The sequence below is a fragment of the Gimesia chilikensis genome (genome assembly GCF_008329715.1).
Classification (GTDB): Bacteria; Planctomycetota; Planctomycetia; order Planctomycetales; family Planctomycetaceae; genus Gimesia; species Gimesia chilikensis.
Genome location: NZ_VTSR01000032.1, coordinates 371,855 through 392,351, shown reverse-complemented (window position 1 = coordinate 392,351; position 20,497 = coordinate 371,855). Strand labels below are relative to the sequence as shown.

The following is a 20,497-nucleotide window of genomic DNA, read 5'->3' as shown; positions in this document are numbered from 1 at the left end:
AAACATCTTGAATTCTCTGACCGATATAGTTCTAATAGGAAGGCAGAGTTGACTGCTTTTACAAGTGGTCAATCCCGCCTGCAAACTACCTCCCAGACAATCCCGAGGGCCAGAACACTCCCATGGATTGTCTATTAACGATAACCGTTAACCTGCCTGATAGCACAACAGAGTTCATGCTCTGCTGTCATTAACAGGAACTGTTTCAGCATAGATCCACTCTACGAGTAATCCTGTGCCTGAGGTCTGTTCCTGCTACGGTTCACACAACCGGAGATACATAACAGATGAAAGTTCTGATTGCGCCCGCCTGCACAGCGATTGCCATGGTTGTCGGATGGCTGGTCTATGACAAATCCGTCAAAGATGTCCAGGTCCCGACCAAAACCATCATCCCCGAGCCGATCGCAGTCCAGGTCACCCGCTCAACTACCAAAACCCTCGAAAAACGGATTAACCTCGTTGGTAACCTGGAAGCAGGTTCCCAGGTAGAAGTCCGGACACGCTACAGTGGCTACATCAAGTCGATGCCCTTTGACGTCGGCGACCGGATCAAGGAAGGCGATGTCATTCTGGAGTTGAATGATTCAGAGAACCGGGAACTGGTATCGAAGGCGGAAGCTGCTCTCAGTGTCGCGAAGGCACAGTTAAAAGCACAAATTACTTCTCAGGAACTCGCCCAGAAAGCCTATGACCGACTGCTGGTGCTGCAGAAATCAGGCGTCAGTACCCGTCAGCAGATGGAAGAAGCACAGGCCAGCCTGGCAATTCAGGAAGCGCAAACGGAACTGGAACAGGCACGCGTCGATCAGGCAGGAGCCGATCTGGAACAGAGTCGACTGCGTTTGCAGGAAAATAAAATCATTGCTCCCACCAGTGGGTTTCTTGCTGAAAGGCTGGTTGATATTGGCGATCTGGCCAAACCGGATGTCGCATTGATGAAAATTGTCAATCTGGATCACGTACGCACTGTTGTGCATATCGTGGAGAAAGATTACGAGGATGTCAAAATCGGTCAGCAGGCTGCCATCACCGTCGATACATTTCCCGATCAGACGTTTTCAGGTCACGTTAAACGTAAAGCGCCTGTACTGGATCCACAAACCAGAACCGCAGCCGTTCACATCGAAATTCCCAATGAAGATTTTGCCTTAAAGCCGGGCATGCACGCCCGCGTGCAGATTGTATTTGAACATCGCCCGGAAACCAAAGTGCTACCGATCGCCTCACTGACCCGCCGCAAGGATGGACCGGGTTCCGCAGTCTTTATCATTGGAGGAAATCCCCCGATGACCCATCGCCGCAACATTGAAGTCGGGATCAACGATGGAGAACTGGTGGAGATCCTCTCCGGTATCAATGCGGAAGATCTGGTGATCACTCTGGGAAATCGCCTGGTAGATGAAGGACAGACGGTGACACCTGTGGAAGTCCCCATGGATCAGATTCTTCAGGCTCCTCCCGCCCTGCCCGAGAAAACGAACCTGTAAGCCTACTATCAGCCGGCATGTGAGAAGGACCTCCTGCTTTTAACTGATCTATCCGGAAAAGCATCGATATGTCCCTGACTCGACTGGCAGTTCACCGACCGATCTCAACCCTGATGGCCTCGCTCGTGCTGGTCATGTTGGGGTGTGTTTCGCTGTCGCAGCTGGCGGTCGACCTGATGCCGGACATTCAGAACCCCAGCATCAGCGTAATTACTATCTATGAAGGTGCGGGGCCCAACGAAGCAGAAACACTGATCACCCGACCGATCGAGCAGACCCTCAGCTCGGTTTCCGGAATTGAAAATATCCTCAGCAGCAGCATGGAAGGCAGCAGCACGGTTCGACTGCAGTTCCAGTGGGGCACCGATCTGACCCTGGCAATCAACGAAGTCCGCGACGCGTTGAATAAGCTCCGCAACTCTCTACCGGAAGGGGCGGAAGATCCTTACATCCGACATTTTGACGTCGCTGACCGGCCGATCATTTACCTGGGCCTGAACAGCGAACTCGACCCCATTACTCTGTCGCAACTGACCGAAAATCAGATTATTCCACAGTTCGAGCAGCTGGAAGGTGTGGCCCGACTACGAATGCGGGGCGGCATTGTACGCGAGATCCAGATTGACCTGGATCGCAGCAAGCTCGAATCGCTCAACATGGGTGTAAATGAAGTCGTCAACGCCCTGAAGCAGGAAAACATAAATCAACCCGCGGGAAACTACGAAGAAGGCAACCTGAATTTACTCATCCGCAGCCAGGGTGAATTCACCAGCCTGGAGCAGATCGAAAATACGGTTGTCCGCGAACAATCCGGCGCAACAGTGCATGTTCGGGATATCGCCAATGTCGTTGATGGCGAAAAAGAGCGAACCGAGCTCACCCGTATGAACGGCAAACCGGGGATCCTGCTCTACGTTTATAAGCAATCAGGCGCCAATACAATCAGCGTCAGTGATCTGGTGCAGAAACAGCTCGAACGCGTCAACAAATCGATGCCCGACGTACAACTGAGCATTCGGGTCGACAACTCGGAATACATCCGGCAGTCAATCGCCAACATCCAGCAGGCTGCCTTGTATGGTATGGGACTGGCCTTCATAGTCCTGATTCTCTTCCTGCGCAGTTTCCGCAGCATGCTGGTGATTGGGGTCTGTATGCCCCTCTCGGTTCTGGCCACCTTCATCCTGATCTACTTCCAGGGCTTCACACTGAATATTATTTCGTTCGGTGGCCTGGCTCTCGGAGTCGGCATGCTGGTCGACAATTCCATCGTGGTACTGGAAAGTATTTTCCGCAAACGGGAAGACGGTCTGGACGCCAAAACTGCCGCCATCGAAGGCACCGAGGAAGTCTCGGGGGCGATTATCGCCAGCACTATGACCACACTGATCATCTTCCTGCCCCTGATCTTCATCCAGGGGACCACCGGGATTCTGTTGCATCAACTGGCATGGGTTGTCGGCTTCTCGCTGATCTGCTCTCTGTTTGCCAGCCTGACTCTGACTCCTGTCATGAGCGCCTACTGGATTCCTGATCAGACCCCGAAAACCCATTCCCGCTGGACCCGCCCCTGGTTTGCTCTGATAGACGGGTTCCACAATCTGAACCATCGCGTGCTCCTCTTACTGGAGCGGATCTACGAGCGGATTTTAAAATTCAGCCTGAAACACGCAGTCCTGATCGGCTTTCTACTGCTGCTCTGCTTTACAACCACACTCGGCCTGATCCCGCGGATTAAAACTGAGTTTCTTCCCAAAACGGATGAAGCAGCCATCAATGTCTATTCCTCAATGGCGGCAGGAATCCAGCTGAAAAAACTCGATCAACAGACCCGGATTCTCGAACAGGCAACCATCGAATCCGTCCCGGAGGCCCTTGCCATCGCATCTTTTATCGGCGATGGCGCTGATGACGCAGACCGCTGGAACCGTACCACGCTCCGCATCAAACTCTCTCCGAGAACAGAGCGGAAACGAGGGATTGAGGAAATCCGCAAAGCCCTCGACGATGCCATCGGTCCAATCCCCGGCATGAAAGTGCAGGTCAAAGCGCAAACCGAAATGATGGTCATGCGCATGATTGGCCGTAGAGGGGGTGGCGACCTGGTCGTACAGGTTGCCGGTCACAATATGCAACTCGCTCAACAGATCGTGGAGCAGGCTGTCGGCGTCATGAAGTCGACTCCCGGATTGATCAATGTCGAAGCAGAAATTTCAGATCAGCGTCCCGAATTGACCGCTTCGATTGACCGTGAAAAAGCAGGCCTGCTGAAAATCAGTGTGCAGGACATCGCCCAGACCCTGGAAACCACCATCCGCGGAACGGAAGCCACGCTCTACCGTGAAGAAGGGGACGAATTCCCCGTCATGGTTCGACTCCGCGAGGAAGACCGCAACCAGATCGGCGACGTCCAGCAGGTCGGCGTCACGACGGCTGACGGGCGTACAATTCCGCTCAAGAATCTTCTTAAATTTGAATCCGATGATGCACCAGTTGTGATTGAACGGCACAACCAGCAGCGGGTGTTGCGAATTTTTGCTGATGTCGAAGGACGGGACCTGGGCAGCATCGTCCCGGAACTGGAAGATAATCTGAACGCGATTCAGATCCCATCTGGTTTCTCAGTCAGCGTCGCCGGAGACTGGGAAGAGCAACAGAAAAGCTTCAGTGCCCTGCAACAGGGATTCGTCCTGGCGATTATTCTGATGTACATGATCATGGCTTCGCAGTACGAATCGCTCCGTGATCCATTTTATATTCTGTTCGCTGTCCCACTGGGTATGATCGGTGTCATCTGGGTTTTTGTTTTCACTGAAACGACTCTAAATGTGCAATCCTTCATCGGCATCGTCGTTCTCTCGGGGATCGTCGTCAATAATGCGATCGTCCTGGTGGATTACATCAACCAGTTGAAACGCCGGCATCCTGAAAAACCGACATCTGAGCTGATTCTGCAGGCAGCGACACGCCGCTTCCGGCCCATTCTCATGACCACACTGACCACCGTGCTGGCCATGATCCCGATTTCACTGGGCTGGGGTGAGGGAGGCGAACTGCAGGCCCCGATGGCACGAGTCGTTGTCGGAGGCTTGCTCGCAGGCACCTTAATTACCCTGCTGGCCATTCCGCTGATTTACCAGTCCTGCACTCCGGACGCGAAACAAACCGCGCGGCCAGCCACCGAACCCGTTGCTGAACCGAAACTGAACGGTCAAACGGTAAAATCTGTCTGAGAAATGCGTTAGATCGCAGTCTGACATAGCATCATTTCTGCCTGACTGTCTATAATACGCCTCAATTGAACAGTCGGGCCGAGAGCGTCCGTTCTCAAACTGCTCTCAGCAATCAGATCAACATCTGCCTCATCTCCTGTGGATCGTCATTCTAATGAAGATGAATCAAAAAACATCGCCACTCACTCAACCGATACCCTATAAAATCCTGTTTCCCTGGCTGCATCTGTTTCGCACCTTCCGACTGGCGGTTGATTTCCAGAAGATCCTGCTCGCAGTCGCCGGCCTGCTGATGCTTTCGCTGGGAAACTACCTGTTCAATAAACTTCCATTCGCACCAGAGGCGCCCGCGTCTACAGGTATCGTTGCGGTTCAACACACAATCCAGTTTCCACCTCCTTCAGCAGGCGTGGTATCCGCATCTCTGACTTCCGAGCGATTGAGTGGACTATCGACTTCTCCCTCGGGAGAACTCTTATCCCCTGCGACTCTGCTGGAACCGATGGGGTTCTTTACCAGACCGGTGCTGACGCTGTTTGAAACAGGCGCCAGTTGGAGTGCCCTGGCCTATGCGACGACACAGCTCTTATGGGCCGTCATTGTCTGGGCCGTTTTTGGAGGGGCAATTACCCGCATTGCAGCGATCCAGTTTGCCCAGGATGACCATATCGGCTGTCGGGCCGCACTGGGATTTTCACTGAAACGAATTTTGTCACTGGTTAGCGCCCCCCTGCTCCCCTTCGCCGGAATGGGCTTTTTCTGGGTGCTTTGCCTGTTGATCGGCCTGTTTGGCAACATCCCCGGTGCCGGCGGAGTGATCGTAAGCCTCCTCTGGGGACTTGCCTTCCTGTTTGCCTTTGTGCTGACCCTCATCCTGCTGGTGACACTGGCGGGCTGGCCGCTGATGATGACTACCATCAGCGTGGAAGACAGCGATGGTTTCGATGGCCTGAGCCGGATCTTCAGCTACCTGTTTGGCCGGATCTGGTATTTTCTCTGGCTGACTGTCGTTGTGCTTTGTTACGGGGCTGTCTGTCTGTTTTTTGCTGCGGTTCTGCTGCAGGTGATGTCATACCTCGCTTTCTGGGGAGTCAGCTGGGGCATGGGCAGCGAACAGGCTCTAAACCTCTTTCAGCAGGATCAGCCGACTCTGGCTGCAACGATATCCATTGGCTGGGGCTCTATCCTGAATCTGCTGTTCTCAGGCTTCGTTATCAGCTTCTTCTGGTCTGCCAGTACCATCGTCTACTTCCTGCTCCGCAAGTGTGACGATGGAACGCCGCTGGATCACGTCTATGTGGCAGATGAAGACCAGGAAGAGACAGACGAGCTTCCGCTGGCTGGAGTCGCGAAATCAGGCGAACCCATCATCGAACGTCCTGTGGAACCAGAAGAGTCTCCCACTGATGAAGCCCAGACACCGTCAGATGAGAATCCCAGAACGCAGGGTGACGCTGATTAAGACAGCGGGCATAATTGAGCGGACGACATAGGTAAGGTCTGGCTGTTACCAGCGGAACAGACCGGTTCCCCAGGCCAGGCCGGCACCAAAGCCGCTCAGGAGGATTGTATCTCCCCGGTTAATGCGGCCCGCATTGAAAGCTTCATCCAGAACGATGGGAATTGAACCGCCGGAGGTGTTACCATAACGATCAAGGTTATTGTAGACCTTTTCACGAGGAATCCCCAGTTGATCGCAGGCGGAATCAATAATGCGGATATTGGCCTGATGCATTAAAAACAGATCAACATCGTGCACGCTCATACCGGTTTTGGTCAGCATCAGATCGATGGAATCAGCGACAGTACGAACAGCCCATTTAAAGACGCTACGGCCGTCCATATTCAGGAAATGCCGCCCTTCTTGAATGTCTTCCGCGGTAGCCGGATTACGGGTTCCCCCTGCAGGACGATCCAGCAGCGAACAGCCACTCCCATCGGATCCGGTCTGATAACAGGTCAAACCCTGATGTGGATCACCTTTGGCCAGGAGCACAGCTCCAGCACCATCACCGAACAGTGGAGCGACCCGGCGGTCTTCCGGATTGACAATCCGGCTGTTGCAGTCACCACCGATGACCAGTGCCAGTTTGCTGTTCCCAGTCGCGACGTACTGAGCTGCGGTCACCAGTGCATACATGAATCCAGCACAGGCAGCCTGCAGATCAATGGCAGGTGCATCCAGCCCGAGGCGGTCCTGCACCAGGCAGGCGACGGAGGGACACTGAAAATCGGGAGTGAACGTTCCCACGATCAACAGGTCGATGTCTTCCGGGTTCACGCGGGCAGCACGAATTGCCTTTTGTGCTGCTTCATAGCAGAGATCGCTGGTTGCAATTCCCTCAGGAGCATGTCGACGCTCCAGAATTCCCGTTCGCTGTTCAATCCATTCCGGGTCAAAACCATACCGTTTCTGCAGGTCCTGATTCGTTACCACATTGTCGGGTACGTAGGAACCACTGGAAACAATCTGGACCCCCAACAATGAATTAGTTCGTTGACTAATCACCTGGCGACCACGCTTGCTCTCTATTTTTTTATTCTCAGGTGCCAGATTTATCTGCTGGTCTAATAACCCCGACGCGTCTAGAACTGATTCCAGATCGTTTGAGTTTACCTGATTTTTTGTTTGAACTTTTAAAGACATCTTGTGCATGTTCCTGACATCCTTATTCAGTCTCTGTCAAACTCGCAACGCGGGCAGAGTTCGAACTCCATTCAACACGCGTCCTGTCGTGATGCAGCACAATTTCCATTTAGAACAGAATCTATTGAAAACCAGATTCTGAGACAAATGCAGATGCACTAACTGATTACCAAAACGCTTACGCCAAAGTAACCAATGAGTTGTCATGATTGGGTGCAAGCCAGGCAACAACTCCTGTCTCACTTCATAGTCAGCAACATAGCAGACCACAATCGCTGACCGTTGACCGCAAAGTATAGCGATTCATAAAATTGGAAACTAGCGAAATTTAGAAAAATCCAGCTAAGCTATAATATAGGCAAAATTCCGTGCCCTGAAAATAAATATAAACCCCTATTTTACCACATTTTGCTCTTATTTCTTTCGCCGAATGGACGTATCTGCTGGCCATGACAGCACCTGGGGAATTCGGCAGAAATCAGGCCACATCTTCACTTGCGGTAGAACTGGTGATTTGATAGTGCAGCAGGCTCTCAAACTCCTCATCCAGATCTGAGACACGTTTGACTTCAATACTCACCCCGTACGCTCGCTTTTCCAGAACCCGGGTTCGCGTCCCTGTTGCGTTTTCCACCTCACAACTGATCGATAATACCCCTTCCAGAGGAGGATTCAGGCTCACATGCACCACCTGCAACCGCTGATTTCTCGCAAAACGGACCTGCATCCCTCCCTCAACCGTTTCCCCACCTGCTTTATCAATTGAACGATTCATCCACTGGGAACAGTTTTCATCATCTAAACGCGTTTCAGAGAGGTCACCTGCACTCTCTCCCTGATCCAGCAATGCTGCAAACAACGCTTCGTTATCCCCCGCAGATTCCCTCACCGGGCTTTCCAGCAAAGCGACCTCTGCATCAGGTAACTCTTCTTCTGGAAATGGAATCAGATCAGACTCCTGCCAATGAACTGCTTCTCGATTGAGCCACTCCAAAACGCCGGCAAAAGCCATGAAATAGGTCAGCGAAAAGAAATAAATGCCGGGCAACGACAGTCCCTCAGACGGGTGCACCGCCAGCATCCCGATCAACACAGGTAAGACCAGGGCCAGCGTGAGTAAGTGCTTGCGATCCTCAAGCTGAAGAATGAGCCGTTTCCGATGCAGACTGAATAACACCAGTGCAACGGAAGCGGAAAGCAGCCCGCCTGTGACCAGCAAAGGCACAAAACTCGCTTCGATCTGTAACCAGCCTGTGATGCGCAGCACCACCAGCCCAAGGGCAATCAGCAGATTCCCCCCGAGAAACAAAAAAGGGAAAAGCCACCTCTGTTGAGATGACTTCCCCCCTGTGGATCGTTCCCTGATCTGAGTAATACTCGGATTTGAAGTATTCATGACGAGCGTTCTCCATAAGGCTCGGCGTTGCTGATTTCAGAAAATCAATGATTCGCTGAAAATCAGGAAATGGCAAATTGAGGCTCGGGAACTTCATTTCCCAAGCCAGCAGCGTCTCTCAGTTCAGCAGCTTTGTCGGTTGCTTCCCAGGTAAAATCGGGATCGTTCCGACCAAAATGTCCGCCCCAGGTGGTCTTTCTGAAAATAGGACGACGCAGCTGCAGATGTTCGATGATCCCCTGCGGATTCAGCGGGAACAGCTCACGAACCAGTTCGGAAATTTTCTCTTCCGGTATCACGGAAGTTCCCTTGGTGTCCACATACACGCTGGTCGGCTCGACTACACCAATTGCGTAGGAAAGCTGAACTTCACACTCTGTGGCCAGTCCTGAGGCAACGATGTTCTTGGCAATGTAACGGGCCATGTAAGCAGCGGAGCGGTCTACTTTGGTTGAGTCTTTACCACTGAAAGCACCGCCGCCATGACGGCCCCAGCCACCGTAGGTATCGACAATAATCTTACGACCAGTCAAACCAGCGTCACCGTGAGGTCCGCCGATCACAAACCGTCCGGTCGGATTGATATGATACTTGGTATCATCACTCAAAAAGTCGGCAGGGATGACATCCTTGATGACTTTCTCGATAATAAATTCGCGAATCTCAGCCTGGGTAACCTCATCAGTGTGCTGGGTTGAAACCACAACCGCGGAAACACCGACAGGCTTGCCGTCTTCGTATTCGACAGTGACCTGGCTTTTGCTGTCCGGCAGCAGCCAGTTGACTTCGCCGTTCTGACGGATTTCAGTCAGTTTATTCAGAATGCGGTGCGACAGAGCAATCGGTACCGGCATGTACTCTTCCGTCTGATTGCAGGCATAACCGAACATCAGCCCTTGGTCGCCAGCCCCTTCGGCGTCGACGCCCTGGGCAATATCTGCACTCTGCTGATGCAGTTTCACCAGCACTTCGCAGGTATCTGCGTTGAAGCCGATGTCTTCGCTGGTGTAACCGATGTCGCGAATGACATCGCGGGCAATTTTCTCGTAATCGACGTTGGCGTTGCTGGTGATTTCACCGGCAAGCAGAACGAAGTCTGTGGTACACAGAGTTTCACAAGCGACGCGTGAGTAAGGATCTTCAGCAAGCAGTGCATCCAGAATGCCATCGGAAACCTGGTCTGAGACTTTGTCAGGATGTCCCATACTGACAGATTCACTTGTGAACGAAAATTTAGCCATGCGTCACTCCACCCTTAAATTGCATTGTACCTGGTCAGGAAATGGATCAAGCTCTCTGAGGCTGATCTAAGCATCTCTCGAGCCACTGTAAAGAGATTTCATCCCACGTCAGCTCAGCGCGAGCAGCGGGCGCTGACGTATTTCTGAGACTGTGCATAATTGTAGAAATTTGCAGTGCACTCAACAAGCGTCTCTTCACTCTCGCTCCGTGATTTACGCAAGGTTTCTGAAAAGAGTACCCCGATTTTTCGATGCCAGAGAGAATGCCTGCAGCCTCTCAATCAAGCCGCCTTACCGGTAGAGCGTGCCACCTCATCCAGTGACCGCATTAACAGCTCTGCTGTCCGCAGTGTGGCCCCCCGCTGACTCAGGACGAACTCCTGCGCTCTGCCCCCCTGCTCCCGGGCAGCCTCAGGATTCCTCAACCAGTTCGTAAGCTGTCCTTCGAGTTCCGCCTGATTCCGAACCACCGTTGCCGCCTCATGCTGCAGCAGAGCAGCAACGATATCCTTGAAATTCCATGTATTGGGACCGAATAACAAGGCCGCACCGTATCCGGCAGGCTCAATCATATTCTGCCCTCCTCGCTTCGTCAGGCTGCCTCCCACAAAAGCGAAATCGGCCAGTCCCCAACAGGCTTTTAATTCTCCCAGTGTATCCAGCAGGCAGATCGGGGGTCTTTCTGAGGTCGAAAATGGGATGAATCGGCCCTGATCTTCGTCAGACTGCTGACTTCGACAAATCAAAGGCAAGCCGTAACTTCTGACCAGCGCTGCCACTTCCTCAAAACGTTCCTGGTGCCGTGGCACGAGGATCAGACGCAGATCGGGATACTGCCGACGGAGCTCAAGGTAGACATCCAGAGCAATTCGCTCCTCCGGATCCTGAGTACTGCCCGCGATCAGCACCATTTCTCTCTGCTTCAACTGAAAGGTATCTCGTAATTCCCGGGTCAGCGGATTACCTCGCTCGACTTCAATTCCGTCAAACTTAATCGACCCGGTCACTTGAATCCGCTCTGACTTTCCGGCCAGCCGCGAAAACCGCTCTGCATAAGCTTCAGTCTGCACAGCCATGAGCTCCAGACGGTTCAGTAGCGGACCAATCAGAGCTCGCAACCGCCAGTATCCGCGGAAACTCTTTTCACTCAAGCGGCCATTGATGATGGATACAGGAATCCCCATCCGGTCTGCTGCCAGTACAAAGTTCGGCCAGAGTTCCATTTCAACCAGGATAACCGCCGAGGGACGTATCCGCTGCAGGGCTCGTTTTACGGACCAGGAGAAATCCAACGGGAAATAGCAGACCGTATGGCCGGGAAACTTTTCCTGGGCCACCGCATACCCGGTGTGGGTAGTCGTCGTGATCACGAACTCCAGTTCCGGATGTTGTTCACCCAGAATTGCCAGCAGCGGTGGAAGCTGCAGCACTTCGCCTACACTGACCGCATGAAACCAGAAACAGGGACGATCCCCTTCACGTTCGGGCAGCTTACCGAGAAACTTCTGGCTCCAGCCTGAGCGATATTTCTTCAACACCAGAGCACGGTAGGCCAACACGGGAGAGACCGCAATCAGCAGCAGACCGTAAACCAGGTTCAACAGATACGAAACCAAACGCACGGGAGTCCATTCCCCTTACGAAATTAACAGGTTGAAAACCGGAGCCGATCAGGCCTGGCCGCAACACTTCTTATATTTTTTCCCACTCCCACAGGGGCAGGGATCATTTCGACCGACTTTGGGCTGATCATTTACAATGGGCTCAATCGAACGCTGTTCCGGTTCGGGAGCATTATCCTGCTCGCCTGTCGGATCATCATATTCAAAATCGTCGGTCACTTCTTCATGTACCGTCGAAGTGACCTGCCACAAGGACCCAACGAAATCAGGGCTCTGCTTTTCCAGACGGAAAATCGCCGATGTGACCTGCTGCCCAATACGGCCCCACATTGCGTCGAAAGCCTTCATCCCTTCGCGTCGATATTCGACCTTGGGATCTTTCTGAGCGTATCCCACCAGTCCAATCCCGGACCGCAGATGGTCCATGTAATACAGGTGATCTTTCCAGGATGTATCCAGAACTTCCAGGATCAAAGAACGCTCAGCCTGACTTAATTCAGGACGGTAACGTTTGTTGTACGCCTGGTACAGTCGAGTCCGAACCTCATCCGTGGAGAGCGGCTCCAACTCTTCTGTGGTCACGTCAAGTTCCAGCTCTTTTTGTGCCCAGGTGGCGAGTTCCTGAAGCGTGGATTCCTTATGTTCGGCTGGTGTTCCCATGACCTGGAGATCTTCCGAATAGGCTTCGGAAAGATATTTCTCAATCCGGGTAGAAGCCTCTCCATTGACGAAGACCTTTTCACTTTCAGCGGAGAGAATCTTCTGGATTTCGCTGACCTGTTTCCCCTTCAGCGCTTCCAGATCCAGATCGGAATGGAAACGGGAATTCGCCCATTTCACCAGACCCACGCGGCTGTTGGCTTCGTTCCCGGGTTGCTGATTCCCCAGGAAGTTATACATGCCCACAGTGACCGGGAAGGTCACTTCTTTTTCGTGGTAAAGCTCTTTCACCTTCTCCAGAATCTTCGTTTTCGATTCCGGAATACTCAGATTCTTAAACTCCTGAGGATCGACTTCCAGGCCGAACTGATAATTCAGGTACCCTGACAGGGAACGAATCCCCCAGTCTTCATCCAGGAAGGTTTCCAGCGGAGTAAAATCGATTCGTTCGATTGCCTTCAAGGCATGATCGTAAAGGAACTGATGCAGCCCGTCGCGACCGATCTTCTTCAGCTCACGATCGTTCAGATTCAGACCATAATGAGCATTCGCCCATTTCGTGAGTGCCTGCCAGTTCCAGTCATCTTCATATTCTTCCGGTAGATTTTCACTGATCTGTTCGGCGATCAGATCATCAGCCTGTGAGGCAGCTTCGTCTTTGAGGAAGCTGACCAGCTGGTCGTAGGTCATATCCCTGACGTCGGAGGCATCCACCTCGATATGGGCTTCCTGAGTTGACCAGGCTGCAATCGTATCCCAGCGATAACTGCTGTCGAGCAGCCGATCAGTTTCTTCATCAACCTGCCGCTGGATCATTTCAATAATCAGCTCACGGCAGTTACAGCCATCCAGAATACGCTGACGATAGCCATAGACGTTCTTACGCTGTTCGTCCATCACTTCGTCGTATTCGAGCAGGTGTTTTCGCTGCTCAAAATGCCGTTCTTCTACTTTTTTCTGGGCGCCTTCAATTCGCTTGGAAACCATCCCACTTTCGATGGCCTCACCCTCTTCCATACCCAGACGTGCCAGAATGTTTTTCACCCATTCTCCGGCAAACACACGCATCAGTTTGTCTTCCAGTGAGAGGAAGAACCGGCTGGAACCCGGGTCTCCCTGACGTCCGGAACGCCCCCGGAGCTGGAGATCGATACGTCGGGAATCATGTCGCTCAGAGCCGATCACATGTAATCCGCCCAGCTGCATCACTTCTTCGCCTTCGACATCCATTCCTTCCCGTTTTTCGATTTCCTTGACCTTGGAGTCCCATTCTGCCTTGGGAATCTCAATTCGGGAGTCGTATTTCTGGCTCAGTTCTTCCCAGGCCAGATGCTCGGCGCTTCCCCCCAGGATGATGTCAGTACCACGACCAGCCATGTTAGTGGCAATCGTCACGGCACCTTTTCGACCTGCCTGCGCAATGATTTCTGCTTCACGCTCATGATTCTTGGCGTTAAGCACATTGTGGGGAATACCGTATTTACTCAAACGATGGCTGACAATTTCAGACTGCTCAATAGAAACAGTACCGACCAGAATCGGTCGCCCTGTCGCATGGACTTCGCGAACTTCATCCGCGATCGCATTCCATTTCTCTTTTTCCGTCTGGTAGATCACATCCGGATGGTTGATTCTCTGCATCGGACGGTTCGTTGGGATCGTGACCACATCCAGCTTATAGATTTTCCAGAACTCTTCTGCTTCGGTCATCGCAGTACCGGTCATTCCGGCCAGCTTGTCGTACAGCTTGAAGAAGTTCTGCAGGGTAATTGTGGCCAGAGTCTGTGACTCTTCCTTGATTTTGACCCCTTCTTTGGCTTCGACTGCCTGATGGAGACCATCGCCCCATTGACGACCAGGCATCAGACGTCCGGTGTTATCGTCCACGATGATGACTTCGCCCTGCTGAACCACATAATTCACATCACGTTTGTAGAGATGATGTGCCTTGAGTGCATTGTCAATCAGGTGCGGCCATTCCATGTTACCTGCTGTATAGAAGCTTTCGACACCTGCCAGTTCCTCGGCATGTTTCACACCAGCATCGGTCAGGTGACAGGTATGTTCTTTTTCCTTGACTTCAAAGTCTTCACCGACCTTCAGTTTCAACGCCACAGAATTTGCCCGTGAATACTTGGTAACATCATCCTGGGCGGGACCGGAAATGATCAGAGGCGTACGGGCTTCGTCGATCAGAATGTTATCGATTTCGTCCACGACAGCAAAATTAAGCGGTCCCTGCACCTGCAGCTCTTTGACCGGCTTCATATTATCGCGCAGATAATCGAAACCAAATTCATTATTCGTTCCGTAGGTAATGTCGCAGGCATAGTGCTTCTGCCGCTCTTCGGGTCCCATCCGCGACTGAATTGCACCAACGGTGAGTCCCAGGGCGATATGAATTGGTCCCATCCACTCCATATCACGGAGTGCCAGGTAATCGTTCACGGTGACGATATGCACTTTGCCGGAAAGTGCATTGAGGAATGCAGGCAGGGAGGAGACCAGCGTCTTACCTTCCCCGGTAACCATTTCAGCAATCGTTCCTTTATGCAGGAAATAGCCACCAATCATCTGCACTGGATAGTGACGCATATTCAAATTCCGACGGGCCGATTCACGTACCGCAGCGAAGGCATAGGTCAGAATATCGTCCAGCGTTTCACCCGCAGCCAGCCTGGCTCTTAATCTGTCGGCGGTCTGCTTCAGCTCCTCATCGGTCAGTTTCATCAGCTCCGGTTCGAAGCTGTCTATTTCTGCCAGCATGGAACCGGGAGTGATTTCATCTTTGCCGTCTTTGTCACGCACGAAGCCCAGTTTGCGGATCTGTCGCTCGTTGGAAGAGCCAAACAATCCTGTCAGAAACCGCTCTAACCATGCCGTAACTGTTGTCAGCCACTCACCCAGTTTGTCAAGGAATTCCATTATGTAACCCGAACTCGAATTCTCTAAAATTTAGACGATTGCTGCTTCCGGGCAGTCAGAGCTCACTGTCATACTGGCAGGGAGCCCATTCTCACCCCGCCCGACGTAAATAGAGCGAGGTCTCCTACCGTCGACGGTCCAGAAGACATTTAATTTTTGTAAGTTCTTCTCTTTCCGAAGTTTATTTATTTTGAAAAATATGGTCAATGGCGGTCTCGCCTTCTGACCAGCGGTTTACTTCGAATAAAGGAAAGGATTCGTCATACAGAATTGCAACCAATGTGCCAAGTCTGGGGGATTTGTAATATCTACGTCTGGCTAAAATCAATGAATTTCGTATAGTTCACAGAGCAAGACCAAGTGCATAACAACACCTAACCCCCTGTGGAGACTGCACATGCAGAACAGTCCCGATGAAGAAAAATACCAGGCTGGGCCGCCACCGCTGCCCCCAGCTCCCGATTCGGAGATTATCGTCAGTACAGATACACATCGGACGGAACGGATCCCCGCCGGTCAAAGTCGAACACGCAAATGGCCGGTCCTGCACGCCACCAGCGTGCCAGCCGTAAATCTCGACACCTGGCGACTTGAGATTGGAGGCCTGGTCGACACGCCTCTCTCATTCAGTTGGGAAGAATATCAGCAGCTACCGCGCACCCGAGTCTTTGCGGACTTCCACTGTGTCACTCGCTGGTCCCGTCTGGGAAATCTCTGGGAGGGGGTTTCGGCTCGTGAGATCATGCAACGAGCAGGCGTACAACCGACGGCCCGCTATGTTATCGCCACCGGTTATGATGGCGACTGGACGACCAACCTCCCCCTGGCCGACTTCCAGTCTGAAGATGTACTGCTCTGTGACACGCATGATGGCACACCCCTCGATCCGGATCATGGAGGTCCACTGCGGCTGATCGTCCCCCTGCTCTACGCCTGGAAAAGTGCCAAGTGGCTCAAACGGATTGATTTCATCGCGGAAGATCAACCGGGCTACTGGGAGCAGTGCGGGTATCACAATCATGGTGACCCCTGGGTGGTTGATGAAAACAATCCTGACGGAGAACGTTTTCAGTCGAGAGACCACATTCCCCCTGGGTTTGAAGCGTAACTCAGAGGGCCTTTTAAGCTCAAATATCCAGAGTTCCTGCTATCTGTTGAACTACAATCATTCTGATTCTCTTCGAGGAAAACACCCGTGCTTCGGCTTCAAACAGTAGATTGATCAAATGAATCTGAGCTCTGCCACCGAAAAACAGTACATCAAAAACATTTCGAGACTCAGCCGCTTTACGGGCGGCTACTGTCTGTTTTTTGGCACAGTTCTCTTCGCGGTCAGCCTCGTGATGCACCCGACAATTCTGATTGGCGCGGTACTGCATCTCATCACGGGCCTGCTCTACTTCCTGCTGGCGAAAGGGATTCAACAGAGATCAGAACGGAGCATCTCGGCACTGATGCTTTTTTCTGTTGTCCTGACTGCAGCCAGTTTCACAGCCATTCTGTATATGGTCCTGGAGGACTGGAATATACCAGCCCTGATTGGCCTGACGATCTTCCTGATCATCAATCTGCAGCTCTTCATTGAACTGATCCTCTGGAATCAACTTCGCAGACGACTTTCCAGCGCACAGGAAAGTCAGTCACAAGAGTCAATCATAAATTAAGTTATACGAGCGATAGCTATATTTCCCAGGGCCTCAGCGTTGCACAGAGTGCAACTCGCGTTAATTCATCGGAACTGAACTCCTGAAACCGGTCCAGTTTCAAAAAGGTTCCATTTCATCAGCAATAAGGACTGTTCTCAGAAGACACCAGTTTCCCCCAGAGGTTCGAACGACTATCATCAGTAAAACATATTCAAACGAGGCCCGTCTGAGACTTGAGTTCGTGCTTTCAATCTCACTCTAAACTCAATGATTACTCAGACGAAAGACATCGACTTTGAAGGAACTTCCTGCATGCCACCCTCATCGTACAACCATCATTACCAGACCAGCTCTCTGTTAATCATGATGGCGATCCTGTTGTTTGCTGATATCACACAGGCTGAGGAACTGAATGGTAACGCAGTCATCCGCCATAAAATAGGTGATTCGGAGATCGTCATTACGACGACCAATCGGTTAGCCGGGGCCATTCATTCTCTGACATGGAATGGGAAAGAATTCATCGACAGTCTCGATCACGGCAGGCAATTGCAGTCTGCCGCCAGCTTTGACTGCGCCAGACCGGGAGAATTCTGGGCTGAGTGTTTTAATCCAACCGAAGCGGGCTCTCGCTCAGACGGTGCAGGCCCTTCCTCTTCCAGCAGGCTGCTTCGTATTCAGGCTCAGGGAAATCAACTCACCACGACGACTCAGATGGCGTACTGGCTGGCCCCCGGGCAAAAGTCATCAGGCAGGCCGGCACTCAACAAACAAGTGCTTTCCAATCATCGTCTGACGAAACAGGTTCGCATCGGTTATCAGCACCTTGATCAGGTGCTCGACTACCGGGTGACATTTACCATCCCTGCAGGAGAGCAGCATCATTACGCTCAGTTTGAAGCCCTTACCGGTTATATGCCTGCCGAGTTCGAGTCATTCTGGAAACTCGATCCAAAAACGGGAACGCTCAACCCCCTGGACGATGGACCGGGCGAGCAGAGATTCCCCGTAATTCTGAGCACCAAAGATCAGCAATACGCCATGGGCGTCTTCTCTCCAGATCAGCCCGCTCCCGGCTTTGAACACGCCGGCTATGGTCGCTTTCGATTTGCCCCACAGCAAGTGGTAAAATGGAACTGTGTGTTTCGTGTCCGCGATCCACAGGGAGTGGCCGCAGGTTCCTATTCGTACCAGGTCTTCGTTGCCGTGGGTACTCTCGAAGATGTGCGACGCACTCTAATGGAACTTATTAAAATGACAGGGCAAAAGGCGTCTGAATAATCCTGATCAGGGTTCCCGTTTCGAATCAGGCAACCAGCGTTGTATTGCCTGCATCGCGAAAGCAGTCGCGACCACAGGATCGTCCTCCAGCATCCAGGGCAAAGGGTTCGACCAGTAACCGTCAGCGTGCTGAGACTTCACCAGTCTCTTCAATGATTGAATGCGTCGTTTCCGCAGAAACGGATCTGTTGATCCCCGGAGCTGCAGCTCCCGCCAGACGCGCGCGGCTGCCGCCTGCTCATAAAAGAAGATGGCATCCAGGGGTGTATATTTTGCTTCCCGGTTTAATGGGAGTTCGGCCAGACGTGCATGAGGGAGCTCTGGAAGAACCGACAGTGCCTTTTCAACTCTCGAGTCGTCTAAGGGCAAATCACACATCAGCATGAGGACAATCCCGTCACAGGTGGGTGAGAAGTACGGGATAGCAATCAACTCTCCCTTCTTGTCTGGCTGCCAGCCGGCTTTGTTCAAAGGATGATCGGAAATGGCTGCAAACTGGAATCCACCCGCCAGGGGATGCTCGCTTTCCTGTAACTGGCACTGCCACAGAAACTCCCTGACCGCAGTACGAACCTCGGGAGAAAACTTTCGGGTCTGTTTTAAAGCAGTTACGACGTGCAACGTGACTGAAACATTCGCGGGATGCATCCGGACCGCCGTTTCACTGATTTCTATCCCCGGCCCCCAACCTCCCCGACCGGGATCATTCGCAGGCCACCCCTGTGCAGTAACATGTTGATATCGCAGCAACCCCCGGCTTATTAGACCGGACAATGCCTCCCCCCGCCTGTCGCCCGTTTCAGCCAGACTCTTTAACAGCAGGCTGGTGGCATAGAGAGGATAGTTGGCACCTCCCTCGGGTGAATTCAGGATCCCCCGTTGATTCAGATGCGATGTGAGAAACACAAGCCCCTGCTGAATTCTTCGTTCCTGCAGGTCGTCTCGTGGCTGCTCACTATAAGTGGCCAGAACCAGAGCTGTACTTCCCAGCCCCTGCTCCAGGCTCGTGTAGGCCTCGGATCGCCAGCTGCCATCCCGCTGCTGTTGCGATTGCAGCCAGCGGTTCCCTGTTCGCAAACATTCTCGTGCCTGTTGCATCAGGATCTGATTGTCATTTGTGATCGAGGTAGACGGTTTCTGCCCTAACACACCCTGCGCAGTCACCGACAGAAAAAGCATCAACAGGAGAGAGCAAGTCAGTTTTCGATTGCAGAAATTCATGAGATCACAGGTCCGACATGGGCAGACTGAAGTTAGGAGAGAGCAGTGTAAGCAGAACGCCGGCAGTACAGAAGGTTCGATCGGTAATGCAGTGATGCCCTTTCCAGCTGCCATCGCGATTTTGTGTCCGCAGGAATCCATCTCGCACCTGGGGATACCAGGCCTTCCAGCTGCGATCCTCGCCTTTTAACATACATTCCGTGATGAAGTAAAACGCCAGATATTCTTCACCGCCGGCAAAACGAAATATGCGGTGCTCGGTTTTGACCGTTTTCAGAATTTGATCTACACACTCCTGGAACTCCGGTTGATCACGGTAGCCCATGGAATACAACACCCGCACAGCGGCTGCTTCCTTGTAAAACTGATGCATCCAGTTCTGCTTCACATCTGGCTGAGACTGCAGTTTTTTTATCAACGCCTGCCCCACCAGTTGCTCGGAGGCTTCGATCTTCAGCCCCGCAGAACTTGCTGCGCGCAAAGATTCCCATCCCAGAATCGTTCCCAAAATCGGTGCCCAGCTCTCATTACCCCAGGTTCCGTCCTTTCCCTGTGTCAGACAGATATGTTCCACCAGTCGATCCAGGGCAACTCGAATTGCTTTTTCTTCACCCGGTGCGTCGTAATAGACCTGACTGAGATACAAAGTGGCGAGAAATACATCCGCATTCATTCCGATTTTTCGCTGAATCAGCGTGACCTCTTGAGGCGATCGATTCAGCGGCCGAGACTCTACCAGATCTAAAACCCCATACAACACAGCCCGGCTCTGTTTCTGGTATTGCCCTTCGCGAGGCGTGCTGCCTTCTGCGAGCAGCACCAGTCCGACCATCGAAGTACAGCCCAGATCAGGCAGATGATACTGGTCAGCCCCCACCGTACCATCTCGATGAATAGCAGAAGTGAGCCACTTCATCCCCCGCTCAATCGCCTGCCTGGTCTTAGGATCATGACGCACAGGATTCGCCGCGTGAACCCGATCGCTGAAAAAACTCAGACCAGTCCGTTCAGCTGGTATGAAGCAGATCGATCCCAGTACCGTGCAAATGCACAACAGGAATCTAAACATTACATGGTCTCTCATCTGATTCAATCCTTTGGACAGTTTGCAGATATGACTCGTTGATCCACATCA

13 protein-coding genes are annotated in these 20,497 nt (G+C 52.3%); 6 read left to right on the top strand and 7 right to left on the bottom strand.

The annotated features are described in order from the left end of the window. The first annotated feature begins 287 nt into the window (after nucleotides 1-287). From FYZ48_RS26280 to FYZ48_RS26270, 3 genes are all read left to right on the top strand, one after another. Nucleotides 288-1,490, top strand: coding sequence for an efflux RND transporter periplasmic adaptor subunit (locus FYZ48_RS26280; protein ID WP_149345490.1), 1,203 nt, complete (start codon nucleotides 288-290; stop codon nucleotides 1,488-1,490). A 68-nt stretch (nucleotides 1,491-1,558) separates the two neighbouring features. Then, the gene (locus tag FYZ48_RS26275; RefSeq protein ID WP_149345489.1) at nucleotides 1,559-4,723 is read left to right on the top strand and encodes an efflux RND transporter permease subunit; all 3,165 of its coding nucleotides are present in this window, start codon (nucleotides 1,559-1,561) and stop codon (nucleotides 4,721-4,723) included. A gap of 154 nt (nucleotides 4,724-4,877) precedes the next feature. Continuing rightward, on the top strand, nucleotides 4,878-6,185 hold the full coding sequence (locus FYZ48_RS26270) for a hypothetical protein (protein WP_149345488.1): 1,308 nt from the start codon (nucleotides 4,878-4,880) through the stop codon (nucleotides 6,183-6,185). A 45-nt stretch (nucleotides 6,186-6,230) separates the two neighbouring features. On the opposite strand, the gene FYZ48_RS26265 is transcribed toward FYZ48_RS26270, so the two are convergent. From FYZ48_RS26265 to secA, 5 genes are all read right to left on the bottom strand, one after another. Further along, the gene (locus FYZ48_RS26265; RefSeq protein ID WP_187782235.1) at nucleotides 6,231-7,370 is read right to left on the bottom strand and encodes a 3-oxoacyl-ACP synthase III family protein; all 1,140 of its coding nucleotides are present in this window, start codon (nucleotides 7,368-7,370) and stop codon (nucleotides 6,231-6,233) included. A gap of 478 nt (nucleotides 7,371-7,848) precedes the next feature. Beyond that, entirely contained in the window at nucleotides 7,849-8,766 is a 918-nt protein-coding gene (locus FYZ48_RS26260; protein WP_149345487.1) for a hypothetical protein, read from the bottom strand. A 62-nt stretch (nucleotides 8,767-8,828) separates the two neighbouring features. Next, nucleotides 8,829-10,007 carry a methionine adenosyltransferase gene (metK, locus tag FYZ48_RS26255; protein ID WP_145039277.1) on the bottom strand — a complete coding sequence of 393 codons (1,179 nt, stop codon included), beginning with the start codon at nucleotides 10,005-10,007 and terminating at the stop codon, nucleotides 8,829-8,831. Nucleotides 10,008-10,288: 281 nt separating this feature from the next. Continuing rightward, a complete protein-coding gene (locus FYZ48_RS26250) occupies nucleotides 10,289-11,629 on the bottom strand; it encodes a 3-deoxy-D-manno-octulosonic acid transferase (protein ID WP_149345486.1) in 1,341 nt (446 codons plus the stop codon). Between the two features lie 48 nt (nucleotides 11,630-11,677). Next, nucleotides 11,678-15,214 carry a preprotein translocase subunit SecA gene (gene secA, locus FYZ48_RS26245; RefSeq protein ID WP_149345485.1) on the bottom strand — a complete coding sequence of 1,179 codons (3,537 nt, stop codon included), beginning with the start codon at nucleotides 15,212-15,214 and terminating at the stop codon, nucleotides 11,678-11,680. A 397-nt stretch (nucleotides 15,215-15,611) separates the two neighbouring features. Between secA and FYZ48_RS26240 the strand changes: the two genes are divergently transcribed. From FYZ48_RS26240 to FYZ48_RS26230, 3 genes are all read left to right on the top strand, one after another. After that, nucleotides 15,612-16,322 carry a sulfite oxidase-like oxidoreductase gene (locus FYZ48_RS26240; protein WP_149345484.1) on the top strand — a complete coding sequence of 237 codons (711 nt, stop codon included), beginning with the start codon at nucleotides 15,612-15,614 and terminating at the stop codon, nucleotides 16,320-16,322. 118 nt (nucleotides 16,323-16,440) lie between these two features. Next, nucleotides 16,441-16,878 carry a hypothetical protein gene (locus FYZ48_RS26235; protein ID WP_149345483.1) on the top strand — a complete coding sequence of 146 codons (438 nt, stop codon included), beginning with the start codon at nucleotides 16,441-16,443 and terminating at the stop codon, nucleotides 16,876-16,878. A gap of 294 nt (nucleotides 16,879-17,172) precedes the next feature. Next, on the top strand, nucleotides 17,173-18,141 hold the full coding sequence (locus FYZ48_RS26230; RefSeq protein ID WP_187782234.1) for a hypothetical protein: 969 nt from the start codon (nucleotides 17,173-17,175) through the stop codon (nucleotides 18,139-18,141). 6 nt (nucleotides 18,142-18,147) lie between these two features. Here FYZ48_RS26230 and FYZ48_RS26225 read toward each other — a convergent pair whose 3' ends face one another. Then, on the bottom strand, nucleotides 18,148-19,239 hold the full coding sequence (locus tag FYZ48_RS26225) for a hypothetical protein (RefSeq protein WP_187782233.1): 1,092 nt from the start codon (nucleotides 19,237-19,239) through the stop codon (nucleotides 18,148-18,150). 127 nt (nucleotides 19,240-19,366) lie between these two features. Beyond that, nucleotides 19,367-20,446 carry a hypothetical protein gene (locus tag FYZ48_RS26220; protein ID WP_149345481.1) on the bottom strand — a complete coding sequence of 360 codons (1,080 nt, stop codon included), beginning with the start codon at nucleotides 20,444-20,446 and terminating at the stop codon, nucleotides 19,367-19,369. Nucleotides 20,447-20,497 lie beyond the last annotated feature (51 nt).

Excerpts from the sequence above, each read along its gene's own strand:
- FYZ48_RS26280 (WP_149345490.1), top strand. The coding sequence starts at position 288 with ATGAAAGTTCTGATTGCGCCCGCCTGCACAGCGATTGCCATGGTTGTC.
- FYZ48_RS26275 (WP_149345489.1), top strand. The coding sequence starts at position 1,559 with ATGTCCCTGACTCGACTGGCAGTTCACCGACCGATCTCAACCCTGATG.
- FYZ48_RS26270 (WP_149345488.1), top strand. The coding sequence starts at position 4,878 with ATGAAGATGAATCAAAAAACATCGCCACTCACTCAACCGATACCCTAT.
- FYZ48_RS26265 (WP_187782235.1), bottom strand. The coding sequence starts at position 7,370 with ATGTCTTTAAAAGTTCAAACAAAAAATCAGGTAAACTCAAACGATCTG.
- FYZ48_RS26260 (WP_149345487.1), bottom strand. The coding sequence starts at position 8,766 with ATGAATACTTCAAATCCGAGTATTACTCAGATCAGGGAACGATCCACA.
- metK (WP_145039277.1), bottom strand. The coding sequence starts at position 10,007 with ATGGCTAAATTTTCGTTCACAAGTGAATCTGTCAGTATGGGACATCCT.
- secA (WP_149345485.1), bottom strand. The coding sequence starts at position 15,214 with ATGGAATTCCTTGACAAACTGGGTGAGTGGCTGACAACAGTTACGGCA.
- FYZ48_RS26240 (WP_149345484.1), top strand. The coding sequence starts at position 15,612 with ATGCAGAACAGTCCCGATGAAGAAAAATACCAGGCTGGGCCGCCACCG.
- FYZ48_RS26235 (WP_149345483.1), top strand. The coding sequence starts at position 16,441 with ATGAATCTGAGCTCTGCCACCGAAAAACAGTACATCAAAAACATTTCG.
- FYZ48_RS26230 (WP_187782234.1), top strand. The coding sequence starts at position 17,173 with ATGCCACCCTCATCGTACAACCATCATTACCAGACCAGCTCTCTGTTA.
- FYZ48_RS26225 (WP_187782233.1), bottom strand. The coding sequence starts at position 19,239 with ATGCAACAGGCACGAGAATGTTTGCGAACAGGGAACCGCTGGCTGCAA.
- FYZ48_RS26220 (WP_149345481.1), bottom strand. The coding sequence starts at position 20,446 with ATGAGAGACCATGTAATGTTTAGATTCCTGTTGTGCATTTGCACGGTA.